Source organism: Pseudomonas sp. ATCC PTA-122608, assembly GCF_001952855.1.
GTDB lineage: Bacteria > Pseudomonadota > Gammaproteobacteria > Pseudomonadales > Pseudomonadaceae > Aquipseudomonas.
This window is the reverse complement of the sequence record NZ_LPNO01000002.1, coordinates 373,863-389,460: the sequence shown is the minus strand read 5'-3', so window position 1 is coordinate 389,460 and position 15,598 is coordinate 373,863. Positions and strand designations below refer to the sequence as shown.

Sequence of the window (15,598 nt, the reverse complement as noted above, 5' to 3'; positions counted from 1 at the left end):
TACCAAAAGTAACTTACCAACGGTAACTTAGCTCAAGCCTACTCAATTTGCCTTCTCATCGCTACCCCGAAGGAGTCACTGCCATGCACGCGCTGATCGTTGTTGCTCATCACGACTCACACTCCCTGACCCACAGCCTTGCCAAACAGGCCGCCGCCGGCATAACCGCCGCCGGCCACACCTTTGAAATTGCCGACCTCGCCGCCGAAGGTTTTGACCCGCGCTACAGCGCCGCCGACCATAAAGTGCACCGCACCCGCGCCACGCCGCCGGCCGACGTAATGGCCGAACAGGCCCGACTCGACCGCGCCGACGCCTTGGTGCTGGTGTTCCCGATCTTCTGGTGGTCGATGCCGGCCTTGCTCAAGGGCTGGATCGACAGGGTATTCGTCAACGGTTGGGCGATCGACTACAGCCTTGAGACGAAGGTGGTGAAAAAGCTCGGCCATTTGCAGGTTCACTTGCTGGGCGTCGGCGGGGCGGACGAAGGTGTGTTTGAACGCCACGGCTATGCCAACGCCATGCGTACGCAAATCGACCACGGGATCTTTGATTACTGCGGAGCGAAAGTGCTGACATCCGAGCTGCTACTGGACTCGGAAAGCGGCGCTGCCGAACAGCACTTGGAAACGGTGGCGAAGTTGGGGCGACAACTGTTCGTCACCCTGGAACCCTGCGAAACCGCCTAAACCAGGCTGCTCTGTATGAGCGCTGCCAGCTGTGCTACCGCAGGGCCTGGCGCTGGATGGCTGCAATGCAATTCATAGCCAAGGGACGGCACCGGCGGCAGGCCGTCGAGCACCCGCAGGTGCGCGGGCAAACCGATGCGGGTGCGCAAGGTCACGCCCAACCCGGCATCGACCGCCGCCCAGATCCCACCCACGCTGGGGCTGGTCAATGCAATACGCCAGGCAATGCCGGCGCGGTCCAGGGCTTCAGTGGCCGCGCTGCGCAATACGCAGGGCGCCTCGAACATCACCAGGGGCAGCGGCGCATCTTCGGCACGCGGTAGTTGGGGTTTGTCCCGGGGCCCGATCCAATGCATGGGTGTTTGCCCCAGGCGGGTGCGGCAGGACGATGTTTGACCGGTTTCCCAGGTCAGCGCCAGGTCCAGGCTCGCGCTGTTGATCAGGGTCAGCAACTCGGCATTGCGGCCAATCCGCACTTCAAGGCTGATCATCGGATACAGCCTGGCGAAGCGCCGCAAGATGTCACTGAGCACATGCTCGCCAAAATCCTCCTGCAAGCCGAGGCGCAAGGTGCCGGCGGTTTGGGTTTCGTTAAGGCTGCTGAAGACAGTGTCATTGAGGTCCAGCAACCGCCTGGCGTGGCCGAGCAGCGCTTCACCCACCGGCGTCAACACCAGCCCGCGCCCGGATTTGCTCAGCACCGGCGTGCCGACCTGTTCTTCGAGTTTCTTTAATTGCGCGCTGACGGCTGAGGTCGAACGGCCCAGGCGATCCGCCGCCTTGGCAAAGCTGTTCAGCTCGACGCCGGTGACGAAGGTGCGCAGTACATCAAGGTCGAAGGTGGGGCGGCGCATTGAATGGTCCATTAAAACGGGATGGTGGATGCCATTAAATCTGATATTCGGAATGATCCTGGCTTGCTAGTTTTTGCCCGTCAACTGAATTGTCGGAGCGAGCGTCCATGAGCAACAAATTTACCGAGCTGACCCGCGACGTGCTGTTCGCCGATATCTGGGAGCGCGAGGGCCTGTCGCCCAGGGAGCGCAGCCTGATCACCGTGGCGGCGCTGGTGGCGATGTACCGTCTGGAGCAACTACCGTTTCACTTGCAGCGGGCGGTTGGCAATGGCTTGAGCGTAGAGGAACTGGGTGAAGTCATCACTCACCTGGCGTTTTACTCCGGCTGGCCGACAGCGGCGTCGGCGCTGAACCTGTTGGCAGCCATCCATCCTGCGGAGTAACCCCATGCCTTACGCTCGAATCTCCCTGCACCGCGGGAAATCCCCTGAGTATCTGCAAGCGCTTTCACAGGGATTGCATGATGCCCTGGTTGAAAGCTTCAAGATTCCTGACGCGGATCGCTTCCACGTGATCCACCAGCACGAAATTGGCGAGATGATCATCGACCCCAACTATTTGGGCGGCCCGCGCAGCCACGACTATGTACTCATCGCGATCACGGGCGGGAAACCTCGTGATACCGAGACCAAACGGCGGTTTTACCAGGTGTTGGTGGAGCGGCTGGAGGTCGCGATTGGGCTGAGCCCTGAGGATGTGATGGTGGTGATTACGACGACCGCGGCGGATGAGTGGTCGTTTGCGGGGGGCAGAGGGAACTGACTCAACCCTCGCGAAACAAGTCATGGGCATCCAGCAACCGATACGCAATCTCCGGCCGTTTCTCCATGCCCTTGCGAATTGCTGCCGGGATCGACTGCCGGGTCTTGCGACACAACCCCGGCAAGTCATCGATAACGATCTGAATCCCGCGCATTGTCTTCACTTCCGTATGGCCCGGCGCGACATGCACGCGAATCCCCAGTTGCTGGTGCATCAGCTGTTGCATGCGCTCCAGGTCGGGCAGGCTTTGCAGGTTTTCGAGGCGTTCGAGCAGGCGTTTTTCTTCCTGGCGCGTCAGGTGCAGGATGCGTGCATCGGCGCCGGGAAGGTCGAGCAGTTGCTCACGATTGCAGTCGCAGACGCCGGGTGGGCAGGGTTGGCGAATCGTCATGCAGTCTCCCTCCCGTTACCGGCGCCGGCGGCTTACCAGGTCAGATGGACCCCAAGGCTTTCCAGCTCTTTCCAGTACTCAGGATAGGTCTTGCCGACGCAGTCCGGGTCTTGAATCCTGATGCCTGAAACCTTCAGGCCCGCCAAGGCAAAGCACATCGCGATGCGGTGGTCGGCGTGGGTGTCGATCAGCGCGTTGCACGTAGTGCCCGCCAGGGCCGGATCGCTGGCCACCAGCAAGTCATCACCTTCAATGGTCGCCAGCCCCGGACGGATTTCATTCAGGCCGTCATGCAGTGCCTGCACCCGATCACATTCCTTGACCCGCAGGTTGGCCAGTTCCGTGAAACGTACCGGCGTGTTGTTGAACGCGGCCAGTACGGCGAGGGTCGGGATTGCGTCCTGCATCTGCGAGCCAATGACCACCGGCTGCATCTGCGGGAACTGCGCGATCACTGCCTGGGCCTTGGCATCGGGCTGGGTGAAATCCTGCGGGGCGACACCGAGGTCGATGCGGCCACCGGTCAACACTTCGGCAGCCCACAAGTAGGTGGCGGCGGAAGCGTCAGGCTCGATCAGGTAGTCGTGGGCGGTGTAGCCGGTTGGGGCCACGCGCCAGGTGCTTTCATCAACGATGTCCACCTGAGCACCGAAGGCGCGCATGCAGTCCAGGGTCAGGTCGACGTAGCCACGGGCGCCGATGTCCTTGCCGGTCAACGCCACTTCAATCGGCGCTTCGCCGCACGCCGCCAACATCAACAGCGCCGACACGTACTGGCTCGACAGCCCGCCGTCGATCTCGAAACGCTTGGCTTGCACACGGCCAGTGCCATGGACGGTCACGGGCGGGCAACCAGTTGGGCTGTCGACCTTGATGCCATTCTGGCCGAGGGTCGCCAGCAGCGGGCCGATCGGGCGTTTTTGCATGTAGGCGTCGCCATCCAGCACCACGGTGCCTTGTACGGTGGCCACGGCGGCAGTGAGGAAGCGCATCGCGGTACCGGCGTTGCCAAGGAACAGCGGTTGTGCCGGCAATTGCAGCGTGCCAACGCTGGTGACGACGAACGTGGTGTCATCCGGTTCATCGATCACCACGCCCATCTGCCGCAGGGCCACCGACATGTGGCGGGTGTCATCGCTTTTCAACGCGCCGCTCAAGCGACTGGTGCCCTTGGCCAGGGCCGCCAGCAGCAAGGCACGGTTGGTAATGGATTTGGAGCCGGGGGGCGCTACCTTGCCGTTCAATGGAAAGTTGGGCGGTGTAACGGTCACGGTTTTCTGCGAACTCAAGGTACAAGGCTCCTGCTTCAAGGCGGGTGGCGTTTGGCGGACACGAATAATCGGCCAAACACGCCACCCTTGTCGAGGGTGGATCTACGCCTCCAGCCCTGCCACCGGCTTCCAGCCGGCCAATGGCGTCAGGAAATGCAGCTCAAAGCGCCGCTCGCTGAACGCCCAGCGCCCTTGCCGGCGTTCGAAACGGTCGTGATAAAGACCGCTGATCTGCACCTGCCCCAGTTCGTTATGGGTGCACAGGCAATCCACCGCAACCCTCGCGACGGCGGTATCGCCGCTGATGTCGATCAGCGGGTTGGCCATCCAGTGATGCATATGCGGCATGGCTGCCCAGTTGAGGTGGGCTGAAGCAATGATCGCTGCGACGCCGTCATGGCAGCCGAACGCGGCACCGAGGTCCAGCCGTGCGTCGTCGTGCCAGATGCTGCGCAGCAGCGTTTCGTCGCGGGAGTCGAAGGCGTGGGCGTACTCACTGATCAGGCGCTCAAGGGCGAAGCGGGTTTCCAGGTATTCCACGCGGGTGTTGAGGTCGGTCATGACAGGGGCCTTTACTGAGGGAAATCGGTGGAGAGGGACAGCGAGCGCCAGTGTTCAAGATCGGCGTGGACCTGGCCCAGTTTTGCCTCGACAACGCTGACTGCATCGCTGCCGGCGACGAAGCGCAAGGGCGGCGCTGCCAGAGCCGCCAATTGCACAACCGCCAGGCCTAGCCGGTCCGGGTCACCGATTTGCCGGTGATTGCGAGCCTCGAAGACCGCCAGCGTGCGCGCACGAAGTTCGGCGTAATCCTCAAGTGCCCGGGTGCCGAGCTTGAGCATTCGGCTGTCGAGAAAGTCAGTACGAAACGCCCCGGGCTCCAACAGCGTCAGGCGGATGCCGAACTCGGCGACTTCCTCGGCCAGGGCTTCGGAAAACCCTTCAATCGCAAACTTCGACGCCGAATACATCGAGGCCCCACGCACGCCCTTGAAGCCGCCATTGGACGACATCATCACCAGGTGGCCGCTGCGCTGGCGGCGCATCACCGGCAGCACCGCGCGGGTGACGTTGAAGGTGCCGAACACGTTGGTGGCGAACTGGCGCTCGATGGCCTCGGGTTCGACTTCCTCGAAAGGCCCGAACTGTCCGTAGCCGGCGTTATTGACCAGCACATCGATGCGTCCGAATCGTGCGATGGCTGCGGCCACCACCGTTTGGGCCTGTTGCTCATCGCGGATGTCCAGGGCGGCGGTCATCACTTGGTCGCCGCTGTAGGTTTGATCCAGGCGGGCCAGGTCCAGGTCGGTGACCACCACCTGGTCGCCGTGGTCCAGCGCCGCGCGGGCGATGCCGGCACCCAGGCCGCCAGCGCTGCCGGTAATCATCCAGACTCGGCTCATAGCGGCATCTCGCTGCTGATCCAGTCGAGGATCGAGCTATGACGCGGCGCCCAACCCAGCTCGGCACGCGCACGCTTGGCCTTGACCCGGCTATTGGTGCCGAAGGTGTAATGCACGTGCATCGGGTCCCAATGTTGCTCGGCGTCTTCGGCCGGCCATGACTGCACCGCGCCGAGGTTCATGCGCTTGGCCAGTGCGGCGGCCATATCGATAAACGACGCTTCACCGTTCTCCAGAAAATAAAACGCGCCGGCCGGGGCTTTTTCCATGGCCAACAGGAACAGTTGCGCAACGTCATCAATGTGCACGTTTGACCAGCGATTGACCCCGCGCCCAACGATACGCATCACCCCGGTTTCCCGAGCGCGGGCCATCAGGAATGGCAGCTGGAAGCTGTGATCGGTCAGGCCATGGCCCACGCCATAGATATTGCTCGGGCAGATCACAACGCTGCGAATGCCCAGGTTGGCGGCGGCCATCATGCGCAGGTCGATGTCGTAGCGGGCTTGCTTGGGGGCCTCGATGATAAACGGCGTGTCTTCGTCGAAGATGTGTTCGGACAGCGTATTACCCAACGCATCATCGCCGATGATGCTGGAGCCGCTGGTGTGGATCAGCAGTTTGCCTGAGCCACGCAGCGCCTCGATAAACGCGTCGACGGCGCCGGCGTGGTCGCTGTTGGCGGCATCGATCACGGCATCGGCCTGTCGAGCTTCGTCGATCAGTAATTGGCGGTCATCCAGGCTGCCGATCACTGGAGTGATGCCCTTGGCTTGCAGGCGTTCGGCTTTCTGCGGGTCCCGCAGCAGGCCGCGCACGCTGTGCCCTTGGGCAATCAAGTGATGGGCGACGCTGCCGCCAACGAAACCATTGGCACCGGTAAGGAAAATCTTCATGGGTAAAAGCCTGTCGATGGGGAACGAGCCACCACCATAGGCGTGAACAATTAGCGGAAAAACAGGCCTCAGTTCTGTTTAGAATGGACTCCAGAGTCCTTAATGAGTGAGCGTATGGAAAGCCTGAATGCCATCGGCGTATTTGTGGCGGCGGCTGAAGCCCGCAGCTTTGTCGGCGCGGGCAGGGCGCTGGGCATCTCGGCGTCGGCGGTGAGCAAGAGCATTGCCCGGCTGGAGGCAAAGTTTGGTGTGCGGCTGTTCCATCGCAGCACCCGCAGCATCACCCTCACGGCCCAGGGCACGCAGTTTGTCGAGCGCTGCCGGCGGGTACTCGCGGAACTGGAAGTGGCGGGTGAAGAACTGTCGCAAACCCTTACCGCGCCCCAGGGACCGCTGCGGGTTGGCCTGCCGATGATTGCCCGGCCGTTCCTGGGGATGTTCGGTGAGTTCCAGGCGTTGTACCCGCAGATCCAGCTGGACCTGGATTTCAACGATCGCTTGGCGGACGTGATCGCCGAAGGTTTCGATGCAGTGATCCGCAGCGGGGCGCCGAAGGATTCGGGGTTGTCGGCACGCCCACTGGGCACTTATCGAATGTTGGTCGTTGGCTCCCCGGATTATCTGGCTCGGAACGGAACGCCGCGTTGCCCGGAAGACCTGCACGCACATCGCTGCATCCATTTCCGCTTTCCTGCCTCCGGCAAACTCCAGGCCTGGCAGATGCGCCGTGACGAGCGCGCGCTTGAACTTGAGCTGCCGCGCTCGATGATCTGCAATTCGGTGGAAGGGCGCATGGAGCTCGCCGTGCAAGGCCAGGGCCTGACTTATGCAGCGGACTTCGTGGTGCGCGACGCGTTGGCAGACGGGCGTCTGGTGGAGGTGCTCGGGGATTACACCTGGGAGGGTGGCCAATTCAACCTGCTGTGGCCGTCGGGGCGACAGGTGCCGCCCAAGCTGCGGGTGTTTATCGAGTTTATTGTTGCGAATATGCCGTTGGTGCGTGGAGCGCCTTAGCCCGGCATCGCACTGGTTAAACCACCACTGGTCGACATTTCCCATGTTGATGTCGATTAAGCGCCTGATGGATCGACTACAAGCACAACAACCCGTCGAATCAGGAGAGTGATCATGTCTTACGTAGATGGCTGTGTCATCGCGGTGCCCACCGCAAAGCGCGAACAATTCATCCAGCACGCCAAAGCCGCCGCCGTGGTGTTCAAGGAACACGGTGCGCTGAATATCATCGAGTGCTGGGGCGATGATGTGCCCCAAGGGCAGGTGACCTCGTTCCCGATGGCGGTCAAGCTCAAGGACGATGAGACCGTGGTGTTTTCCTGGATTGTGTGGCCGTCACGCCAGGTGCGTGATGCCGGGATGAGTAAGGTGATGGAAGACCCGCGCCTGAAGGCGGACGTCAATCCGATGCCGTTTGATGGGCAGCGGATGATCTATGGCGGGTTTGAGATGATCCTCAACACTTGAGGCCAGGTGTTAACGGACGGCAGCTGTAGTCCGATCGCCTGATGCAGGGTAGGACCGACGACACCTGCGGTGCAAGACCAGTACGAAAACTCCGCAAAACAAGGACATGACGCGATTTGTCTGACAGAACCGTCGGGTAGACAACCCGGCGGGGTGGGCTAAGTTCAAGGCGCTTCCCATGACGGGAGGTCTTCAATCAAGGAGTGACTGAAATGAACAAACCCCAGACTCAACTCAAGCATGGTCGCGTCGTGACCCCGGCCAGCCGTGGCGCGGTAGCGGTAGAACGTGGGCTGCTGGAAGGCTGGCAAGTCAACGAAATGGAAGGCGGCAAGAACTTCCCGGCCCTCAACGCAGGCCCGTTTCCGGCGCCTTACGAAACCGACGATCAAAGTGTCACGCCACCCGCTGACGGGCACATCCTCAGCGGCGGCAAAACCGACGCCCGCGACTGCGTCAACTTCACCGACGAAGAAATGGGTAAAAAGCTCAACACCCCGTTTAACTGGCCGTTACTGAATGTTGAAGCCGGCCAGGTGTTCAAGGTGCAGTGGGCTTACACCGCCGCGCACGTAACCCGAGGCTATCGCTGGTTGATCACCAAGGACGGTTGGGACCCCAAGCAGCGCATCAGCCGCGCTCAACTGGAGGCCAAGCCTTTCTTTGAGGACTTCTACACCCAGGTGCCGTATTACCAGCACTCGGCAGAATTGAAGGCCAAGGTTGAACATCAAGTGACATTGCCCAAGGGCAAGAAGGGCCGGCATGTGCTGGTGTTGATGTGGATCGTGGCCAATACCGGCAATGCGTTCTATCAGGCGTTTGACGTCGATTTCAAATAGCGGCAACTGAACCTGGAGGCAAAACATAACGTGGCGAGGGAGCTTGCTCCCGCTGGGCTGCGGAGCAGCCCCAAAAAATTAGGGGCGCTTCGCACCCCAGCGGGAGCAAGCTCCCTCGCCACAGGTGTTGCGTTCAGCACAAGATCAATCAGCGCTGGGCCAACCAGTAGTCGTGCAACGCGCGGGCGGCCGGTTCGATAGCGGCTACTCGTTGCTGATGGGCATCAACATCCAGGTCTGCCGGCAGTTCGAAGTTGTCCTGCTCGGCGCACCAGGAAATCTTCTCCAGTTGCCCGGCCTGTTCGGCGGGCAGCTCTGGCCAGTTGCCAATGGCGGCACCACGGATATAGCCAAAGCACCATTCTTCCGCCAGGGTCAGTGGCTGGTCCTGATGCTCGGTTTGTTCGAAACGCGCCTTGAAGCCTTGGGCATCGGTCGCCAGTTGCGTGGCAATCGCGTTCATATGCCGCACGCACAGTTCAAGGAACTGCCCGGCTTCTTCCGAGCTTTCCCAATCCGGGTTCTGCCCACCAAAGATCCCCGGGAACCATTCGGCAACGTCCACTTGGGCAGGGCTTGAAACCAGTGCGGTGAAGTAGCCGTCAAGCTCGGCCAGGTTCAGCACCGAATGGTCGTCGCCGTACTTGAGCAGGGTTTCGTCGATGAACTCGAAATCGGCGGGGGCGAGGGGTTGGTCGTGCATGGGCATATCCTTTGTGCGTAGAACGCCGCTGATGGGGCGGCTTAAAGCGCGGAGGATGGCGCGTGTCGGGGTTTTAATCCAGCTTCTTCAACGCTTTTCCCACATGACGCACAGCTTGCTCATGCACATCGAACCCGCCACCGCGAGGATGATCGGCACCAGGAAGTCATGGTCGATGCGGGTGAATTCCGCCACCAGTACAATCGCCGTCAACGGCATGCTCATGCTCGATGCCAGGAACGCCGCCGCACCGATGATCGCGAACGCCCCCAGGGGCACGCCGGGCCACAGCAGGTTCCAGGCGCCACCGAGGATGATCGCGAGCAACGCGCCGTTGGCCAGCGCCGGGGTCAACAGGCCACCTTCGGCACCGGCGCGCAGGCTGCTGGCGGTGATCAGCACCTTGACCACCAGCAGCACGGCGGCCAGGGCGATGGTCAGCTCGTTGTCGAAGCCCAACTGCGCCGGGCCCTTGCCGTTGCCGAGGATTTGCGGCAGGAAAATCGCCAGGCCGCCAATGATGGTGAAGTTGATCAGCGACAGCACCGGCAGCCGCCAGCCCCGGGCGGCGTTGCTGCGGGCTGCGCCGGTCAGGCGGGTGAATCCGTAGGCGGCGAGGCCAAACACCGGGCCGCAGATCAAGGCCCAAGCGATCAGACCCGGGCTGAGCACAAAGTGCGGCACCACGTATTGCGCCTCAGCCCCCAGGCCGATCCAGGCCACTGACGCGCCGATGGCCGAGGTGGCCAACGCGATCACCGCCGCCGGCCAGCTGAACACGCCCACCAACACTTCGAGCACAAACACCGCGCCCCCCAGCGGCACGTTGTACACCGCCGCCAGCCCGGCACCCGCGCCGCAGGCAACAATCAACCGATGCATGTCCGGCGTCAGGCGCGCCCGTTGTGATAACCAGGTGGCGGCCAGTGCGCCGACTTCCCGTGGCGCCACTTCACGGCCCAAGGGTGAGCCGAGGGCCACGGTGACGATTTGCAGCACGGCGTGGGCGAGGGTGGTCTTGGGCGGCATGATCGGCGCGTCGGCCGAGACCGCTTGCTTGATGCTCACCAAGGGGCGGCCATAACGGTAGATCAACCACCAACCCACGCCGGCCACCAGGCCGCAGGTGATCAGCACCAACACCCGGCGTTCGGGCGCGGCGGCGGTGACGCCGAGCAAAAAGGTCTCATGGCTGATCAGGCTGTCGAGGCTGTAGCCGTAGGCCAGGTGCTGGATGCCGTGCAGCAGCAAGGCGAGGAGCATGCCGCCCAGGCCGGCGCCGATGCCGGTGAAGATGACGACGAGGGCAAGAATCAGCAGCGAACGGGTTTTTGAGGGCATGAAGGGTCCAGGGAGCCGGGTTTTCGAGCCCGATTCTATAGCGCAATGGTGACGCCATAGCCCCGAGATGTAATGCAACTGCGCGAGCTGGCCTTCCACAACATTGCATTACGTTCAGATTACTTTAACCGCCCGGCCAATTGCCTGAATCGGACCTGTCGGCTTGCCGGTTTTCGATCCGCCCGGATTTTCCAGGGTCAGCTCAAACAGCTGGTTCGGCGCCAGTGGCGGGAGTTTGTCCAGCGGCACCGACAACGTCTGCCCGGGCTTGACCAAGCCCAGCGACACGGGGCCTTGCCAGTCTTCGCCCTTGGTCCAGAACTGCAAGGTCTTGTCCGCCGGCACTTCCATGACGCCCAGTGGAATCAGCTGGATTTCCTGAGTGTTACTCGCCTGGATCACCCAGCCCGGCGCCTGGTTTTGCGGGGCTACCAGCACCACCACATAAGCGGTCGGGTTGATGGCAGCCGTGCGGGTCAGTAGCAGCGTCGCCAACACCAGGCTTGCCGCGATGCCGGCACCGGCCAGCCCGCGCCACAGGGCCAGCCGGTTCCACCACGAGACGGGCGAATCGTGAGTGGCTGAATGCCCCAGGCTGCGCTCGATGCGTCGCCATAAGTACACCGACGGCGTTGCGGGCGCTGCCTGCTCCGTCAATGGCAGCAGGCGCTGCTCCCAGGCGTCCACCGCTGCGCGCAACGCGGTGTCGGTTGCCAGGCGTTGTTCTACCTCGGCACGCTGCTCGGCGGGCAAGGTGCCGAGCACATATTCGCTGGCCAGTTCATCGATGCTGTTCATGCCATGCACTCACGCAATGCCGCGAGGCTGCGTTTGATCCACGCTTTCACGGTGCCCAATGGGGTGCCGAGTTTGTGCGCGATTTCGCTGTGGGAATAACCGTCTACATACGCATGCAGGATGCAGTTGCGGCGGGCCGGGTCGAGTTGTTCGAGGCAACTGTAGATCCGCCCCGAGCGCGCCTGATAGTCGAAGGTGTCGGTGTGCTCTGCGCTTTCATGCTCTTCGCTGAGGGGCACTTCGCGTCCATTGCTGCGCACGGCATTCAGCGCCAGGTGCCGGGTCACGCTGTACACCCAGCCGCGGGCCGAGCCCTTGTGCGGGTCAAAGCTGGCGGCGCCCTTCCAGATCTTGATAAAGGCGTCATGCACGATGTCTTCGGCGACCGTCTTGTCGCGCACGATGCGCAATGCGACTCCCAGCAGCCGGCTGCTTTCCTGTTGGTACAGTCGGCGCAAGGCCGGTTGTTCGCCACCGGCGCAGGCCAGCAGGCAGGCTTCATAATCAAAATCGGCTTCAGGCAAAGACAGGGCTTCCTGGTGGATGCCCCGGCGGTAAGCCCGGGGCGCTTTCGCAGCAGCGTAGACGAGTTTGGTTAATTGGCCGCCCAGAAGATGTAGTCAGCCTGGTACTTCACCACTGCCTGCTTGCCCTTGTTGGCCGCGGTGCATTCGGTGCTCGGAGCCACGCCACCCTTGAGGGCGACCCGCTGAATGTAGGCGACGCCACTCATCGCGCCCTTGCCTTCGGCGGGGTTGGCCTTGACCAGTTGATAGGGCAGGTTGCCGGGGCTGGACGGCGCCACCGCCAACTGGGTGCCGGTGACTTTCGAACCGTCCTTGGCCTGCCAGGTGGCCGGTGGGCCGAAGTAGCTGCCGACCTGCTGGCCATTGCGGTCATTGAGCACGGCCTTGGGCCCGACGAAAAACCATTCGGTCTGGCCGGCAGCGTTGGCCTTGTCGCGGCACTCGTAAGTGATTTCGCCGACTCCAGTGGTTTCCATTGCCACCTTGTGACCGTCCGGCACCTTGATGCTGTCGGGTAAACCGGTCTGGGCAAAGGCGGTCGGTGCAGCGGCAAGCAGGCAGGTCACGCAGAACAGGGCTTTGGCGTTCATCAGTGTCTCTCCGTAGGGGCAGCAAGGCGCTGCTACCTGTACTACCCACGACACGCAAAAACGGATGCAGCGATTAGAAAATAAATCAGCAAGGGCGCACACTGTGGCCCCCGCACTACCAGAGGAGCGATTGGCAATGACCGGTGTTCACACGTCTGCTCAACAGGGTTTCTCTACTCAAGCCGTCACCTACGCCCAAGGCCGACCGGACTATCCACGGCAACTCACGGGCTGGCTGACGGAGGCCCTGCAGATCAATCCCCATTCCACAGTCATCGACCTGGGGGCCGGCACTGGCAAGTTCACCCGCTTGCTCAATACCGTGGCCCCGACGTTGATCGCGGTCGAGCCGGTGGAGGCGATGGGCGCGCAGTTGAAGAAACTGCTGCCGGATGTGCGCCTGCTGTCGGGCACCGCCGAAGCCATTCCCCTTGAAGCGGCCACCGCCGATGCGCTGGTGTGCGCCCAGGCATTCCACTGGTTCTCCACGGAAGCGGCCCTGGCGGAAATTCACCGGGTGCTCAAGCCGGACGGCCGCCTTGGGTTGATCTGGAATGTGCGGGATGAGTCGGTGGACTGGGTCGCGGCGATCACCGAGATCATCACGCCCTACGAGGGTGACACCCCGCGTTTTCACACCGGGCGATGGCGTGAGGCGTTCACCGGTGAATATTTCTCCGCCCCCGAAATGACCTGCTTCCCCTACAGCCATGTGGGCAGCCCCCAGGAAGTGATCATGGATCGCTTCCTCTCCGTGAGCTTTATTGCAGCGCTACCGCCGGCGGAAAAAGCACGGGTCACCGAGCAGTTGCAGGCGCTGATCAATACGCATCCGGCGTTGCGCGGTCGTGAGACGGTCGCCTTCCCGTATCAGACCCAGGCCTACCGCAGCCAGCGACTGGCCAGAAAGGCATAAAGTCAGAACGTTTTGATATAAGTGGTTATAAGAAAAATCGCTATGCTGCGGCCAGAATTTTATAAGGCCGCAGGTAGTTGTAATGGATGTAGGTAATTTTGGTTTCTCGATTGCTGGCCTGATTGTTGGATTTATCGTGGGTATGACCGGTGTCGGCGGTGGCTCGTTGATGACGCCGATCCTGCTCTGGTTCGGCATCAACCCGGCCACCGCCGTGGGCACCGACCTGTTGTATGCCGCCATCACCAAGTCGGGTGGTGTGCTGGTCCACAGCAAGAATCGCAACATCGACTGGACCATCACCGGCTGGTTGACCCTGGGCAGCGTGCCTGCGGTATTGCTGACCTTGTGGTTCCTCAAGAGCCTGGACACTGATCCGGCGGCCTTGAACGCGGTCATCAAGCAATCCCTGGGCGTGGTGTTGCTGCTGACGGCCACGGCGATCCTGTTCAAGAACAAGCTGTTGGCCTTCGCCCAGCGGCATGCCGGCGACGACTACAAGATGGCGCCGCGCAACCTCAATGCGCTGACCATCGTTACCGGCGCGATCCTCGGCACCATGGTTGCCCTGACCTCCATCGGCGCCGGCGCCCTGGGCACCGTGGCGCTGTTTATCCTGTACCCGTTCCTGGCTACTAAGCGCCTGGTGGGCACTGAAATCGCCCACGCCGTGCCGCTGACCCTGGTCGCAGGCCTCGGCCACGCGAGCATGGGTAACATGGACTGGACCCTGCTGGGCTTCCTGTTGCTGGGCTCGCTGCCGGGGATTTATGTCGGCAGCCACATGGCCGGCAAGGTCCCGGACGGGATATTGCGTCCTTGCCTGGCGTTCATGCTGGTGATGATTGGCTTCAAGCTGGCGCTTTAACGCGCTGGCCCATTGCCGATCTGCCATACAAACGGCGGCTCGGTGCCATTGATCACCCAGTCGCCGACAATCCGCGCCTTGTAGATCACCGGGTTGTGGGACGACACCGTCCGTGCGTTGCGCCAATGCCGATCGAGGGCTTTGCCCTGGCGCACATCCGAAGCCCCCAGCGCGTTGAACAGTTCAGTGGTGGCGCGCTGGATCAGTTCCGAGACCACCACCTGCGCCGTGGCTGACTCAATCTCGGCCGCCACGTTGGCTTCGCGCTCGACGGCATCGTCCCCACCAAACCGCGCCACATAAGCCCGCTGCGCCGGAACCGCGGCCTTCAGCGCGCTGGCTTCGGCGGCATACACCAGTGCTGCGACTTCGCCCACCACCTGCTGTATCTGCGAATCCTGGCTCACATGGGCCGCATTGCCGTGGCTGTAGATCCGCTTGCGGCTGCGCACCTGATGCGCCACATCCTTGAGGGCCGCGCGGCCGATACCGGCCAGGGTGGCGAGCAGTACCAACTGGTAGAACGCAGTCTGGTATTTAAAGCGGGTAGCAAAGTCGATGACGTTTTCTGCCTCCACCACCGCATCGGTAAAACGCGAGGTACCGCTGCCGGTGGTGCGTTGGCCAAAGCCGTCCCAGTCATCGCTTTGCACCACGCCGGGCTGGCGGGTGCGGGTGGCGGCAATCACGTCGCCGCCGGTGTCGCTGCGTTGGGCGTAGACATCGATCCAGTCGGAAAACAGGCTGCCGGTGCTGTAGAACTTCTCACCGTTGAGTTTCCATTTATCGCCGTCGGGGCTGACTTGAGTGACGACATCGCCGATGGCCACGCTGCCGATTTCGGTCCAGGCGCAGCCGACGATGTCGCCGTCGACAAAGCGTTTGAACCAGATGTCCCGCGCTGCGCCAGGTGCGGTGTTCAGGCGGTCTTCGGCAAACGCGAAATGCCCACGCAGGGCCTGGGGCACGTTGGAGTCGGCTTCGGCGAGCTCGATCAGCAGTTCAAACAGCTGGGGCAGGGAAGCGCCGCCACCGCCGTATTCCACCGGAACGCGCACGGCGCCAAAGCCGGCTTGCTTGAGCCATTGGATCGGCTCGTAGGGCAGGGCGCGGGTGTGTTCGCGTTCTACGGCACCCTCGGCGATGCGCTGGAAAATCGGGCGGAAGCGTTCGGCCAGGGCGTGATAATCGACGCCGGTGGACAGTGGATTGATCACGTGGTGTTCGGTCATGGGGACGGTTCCTGGGCAGTTGGACAATGG

20 protein-coding genes are annotated in these 15,598 nt (G+C 62.2%); 8 read left to right on the top strand and 12 right to left on the bottom strand.

What is annotated here, in order from left to right:
- Window positions 1-83: 83 nt before the first annotated feature.
- Window positions 84-689 (top strand): NAD(P)H-dependent oxidoreductase, encoded by a 606-nt coding sequence (locus AU074_RS04265; protein WP_076013642.1) that lies wholly within the window; start codon window positions 84-86, stop codon window positions 687-689.
- On the opposite strand, the gene AU074_RS04260 is transcribed toward AU074_RS04265, so the two are convergent.
- Entirely contained in the window at window positions 686-1,543 is an 858-nt protein-coding gene (locus AU074_RS04260; RefSeq protein WP_076013641.1) for a LysR substrate-binding domain-containing protein, read from the bottom strand. The two genes, AU074_RS04265 and AU074_RS04260, sit on opposite strands and share 4 nt — an antisense overlap.
- 107 nt (window positions 1,544-1,650) lie before the next feature.
- Here AU074_RS04260 and AU074_RS04255 point away from each other — a divergent pair, with 107 nt between their 5' ends.
- Window positions 1,651-1,929: a carboxymuconolactone decarboxylase family protein gene (locus tag AU074_RS04255; protein WP_008436391.1), complete on the top strand. Its 279-nt coding sequence runs from the start codon at window positions 1,651-1,653 to the stop codon at window positions 1,927-1,929.
- A gap of 4 nt (window positions 1,930-1,933) precedes the next feature.
- On the top strand, window positions 1,934-2,308 hold the full coding sequence (locus AU074_RS04250; protein ID WP_076013640.1) for a tautomerase family protein: 375 nt from the start codon (window positions 1,934-1,936) through the stop codon (window positions 2,306-2,308).
- Window position 2,309: 1 nt separating this feature from the next.
- Here the strand turns inward: AU074_RS04250 and AU074_RS04245 are convergent, their stop codons facing one another.
- The 5 genes from AU074_RS04245 to AU074_RS04225 all read right to left on the bottom strand — a co-directional run bounded on the left by AU074_RS04245 (window position 2,310) and on the right by AU074_RS04225 (window position 6,269).
- Window positions 2,310-2,699: a hypothetical protein gene (locus AU074_RS04245; protein ID WP_017475570.1), complete on the bottom strand. Its 390-nt coding sequence runs from the start codon at window positions 2,697-2,699 to the stop codon at window positions 2,310-2,312.
- 32 nt (window positions 2,700-2,731) lie between these two features.
- On the bottom strand, window positions 2,732-3,988 hold the full coding sequence (aroA, locus tag AU074_RS04240; protein ID WP_076013639.1) for a 3-phosphoshikimate 1-carboxyvinyltransferase: 1,257 nt from the start codon (window positions 3,986-3,988) through the stop codon (window positions 2,732-2,734).
- Between the two features lie 84 nt (window positions 3,989-4,072).
- Window positions 4,073-4,531 (bottom strand): nuclear transport factor 2 family protein, encoded by a 459-nt coding sequence (locus tag AU074_RS04235; protein ID WP_076013638.1) that lies wholly within the window; start codon window positions 4,529-4,531, stop codon window positions 4,073-4,075.
- Window positions 4,532-4,542: 11 nt separating this feature from the next.
- On the bottom strand, window positions 4,543-5,373 hold the full coding sequence (locus tag AU074_RS04230) for an SDR family NAD(P)-dependent oxidoreductase (protein ID WP_076013637.1): 831 nt from the start codon (window positions 5,371-5,373) through the stop codon (window positions 4,543-4,545).
- Window positions 5,370-6,269 carry an NAD-dependent epimerase/dehydratase family protein gene (locus AU074_RS04225; protein ID WP_076013636.1) on the bottom strand — a complete coding sequence of 300 codons (900 nt, stop codon included), beginning with the start codon at window positions 6,267-6,269 and terminating at the stop codon, window positions 5,370-5,372. The genes AU074_RS04230 and AU074_RS04225 overlap by 4 nt, the downstream gene beginning before the upstream one ends.
- A gap of 114 nt (window positions 6,270-6,383) precedes the next feature.
- On the opposite strand from AU074_RS04225, the gene AU074_RS04220 reads away from it, so the two are divergent.
- From AU074_RS04220 to AU074_RS04210, 3 genes are all read left to right on the top strand, one after another.
- Entirely contained in the window at window positions 6,384-7,283 is a 900-nt protein-coding gene (locus AU074_RS04220; protein WP_076013635.1) for a LysR family transcriptional regulator, read from the top strand.
- A gap of 114 nt (window positions 7,284-7,397) precedes the next feature.
- Complete coding sequence (locus AU074_RS04215) at window positions 7,398-7,751, top strand: DUF1428 domain-containing protein (protein WP_076013634.1); 354 nt, start codon at window positions 7,398-7,400, stop codon at window positions 7,749-7,751.
- A gap of 212 nt (window positions 7,752-7,963) precedes the next feature.
- Entirely contained in the window at window positions 7,964-8,593 is a 630-nt protein-coding gene (locus tag AU074_RS04210; RefSeq protein ID WP_076013633.1) for a lytic polysaccharide monooxygenase auxiliary activity family 9 protein, read from the top strand.
- A 148-nt stretch (window positions 8,594-8,741) separates the two neighbouring features.
- On the opposite strand, the gene AU074_RS04205 is transcribed toward AU074_RS04210, so the two are convergent.
- The 5 genes from AU074_RS04205 to AU074_RS04185 all read right to left on the bottom strand — a co-directional run bounded on the left by AU074_RS04205 (window position 8,742) and on the right by AU074_RS04185 (window position 12,552).
- Window positions 8,742-9,296 (bottom strand): UPF0149 family protein, encoded by a 555-nt coding sequence (locus tag AU074_RS04205; protein WP_076013632.1) that lies wholly within the window; start codon window positions 9,294-9,296, stop codon window positions 8,742-8,744.
- An 87-nt stretch (window positions 9,297-9,383) separates the two neighbouring features.
- A complete protein-coding gene (locus AU074_RS04200) occupies window positions 9,384-10,637 on the bottom strand; it encodes a chloride channel protein (RefSeq protein WP_076013631.1) in 1,254 nt (417 codons plus the stop codon).
- 114 nt (window positions 10,638-10,751) lie between these two features.
- Complete coding sequence (locus AU074_RS04195; protein WP_076013630.1) at window positions 10,752-11,435, bottom strand: anti-sigma factor domain-containing protein; 684 nt, start codon at window positions 11,433-11,435, stop codon at window positions 10,752-10,754.
- The gene (locus AU074_RS04190; protein ID WP_076013629.1) at window positions 11,432-11,959 is read right to left on the bottom strand and encodes a sigma-70 family RNA polymerase sigma factor; all 528 of its coding nucleotides are present in this window, start codon (window positions 11,957-11,959) and stop codon (window positions 11,432-11,434) included. Before AU074_RS04190 ends, AU074_RS04195 begins: the two co-directional genes overlap by 4 nt.
- A gap of 71 nt (window positions 11,960-12,030) precedes the next feature.
- Window positions 12,031-12,552, bottom strand: a complete 522-nt coding sequence (locus tag AU074_RS04185; protein ID WP_076013628.1) for a DUF3455 domain-containing protein — start codon at window positions 12,550-12,552, stop codon at window positions 12,031-12,033.
- Window positions 12,553-12,688: 136 nt separating this feature from the next.
- On the opposite strand from AU074_RS04185, the gene AU074_RS04180 reads away from it, so the two are divergent.
- Window positions 12,689-13,468 carry a class I SAM-dependent methyltransferase gene (locus AU074_RS04180; protein ID WP_076013627.1) on the top strand — a complete coding sequence of 260 codons (780 nt, stop codon included), beginning with the start codon at window positions 12,689-12,691 and terminating at the stop codon, window positions 13,466-13,468.
- Window positions 13,469-13,550: 82 nt separating this feature from the next.
- Window positions 13,551-14,336 carry a sulfite exporter TauE/SafE family protein gene (locus AU074_RS04175; protein WP_076013626.1) on the top strand — a complete coding sequence of 262 codons (786 nt, stop codon included), beginning with the start codon at window positions 13,551-13,553 and terminating at the stop codon, window positions 14,334-14,336.
- On the opposite strand, the gene AU074_RS04170 is transcribed toward AU074_RS04175, so the two are convergent.
- Window positions 14,333-15,568 (bottom strand): acyl-CoA dehydrogenase family protein, encoded by a 1,236-nt coding sequence (locus AU074_RS04170; protein ID WP_076013625.1) that lies wholly within the window; start codon window positions 15,566-15,568, stop codon window positions 14,333-14,335. The two genes, AU074_RS04175 and AU074_RS04170, sit on opposite strands and share 4 nt — an antisense overlap.
- Window positions 15,569-15,598: the final 30 nt, after the last annotated feature.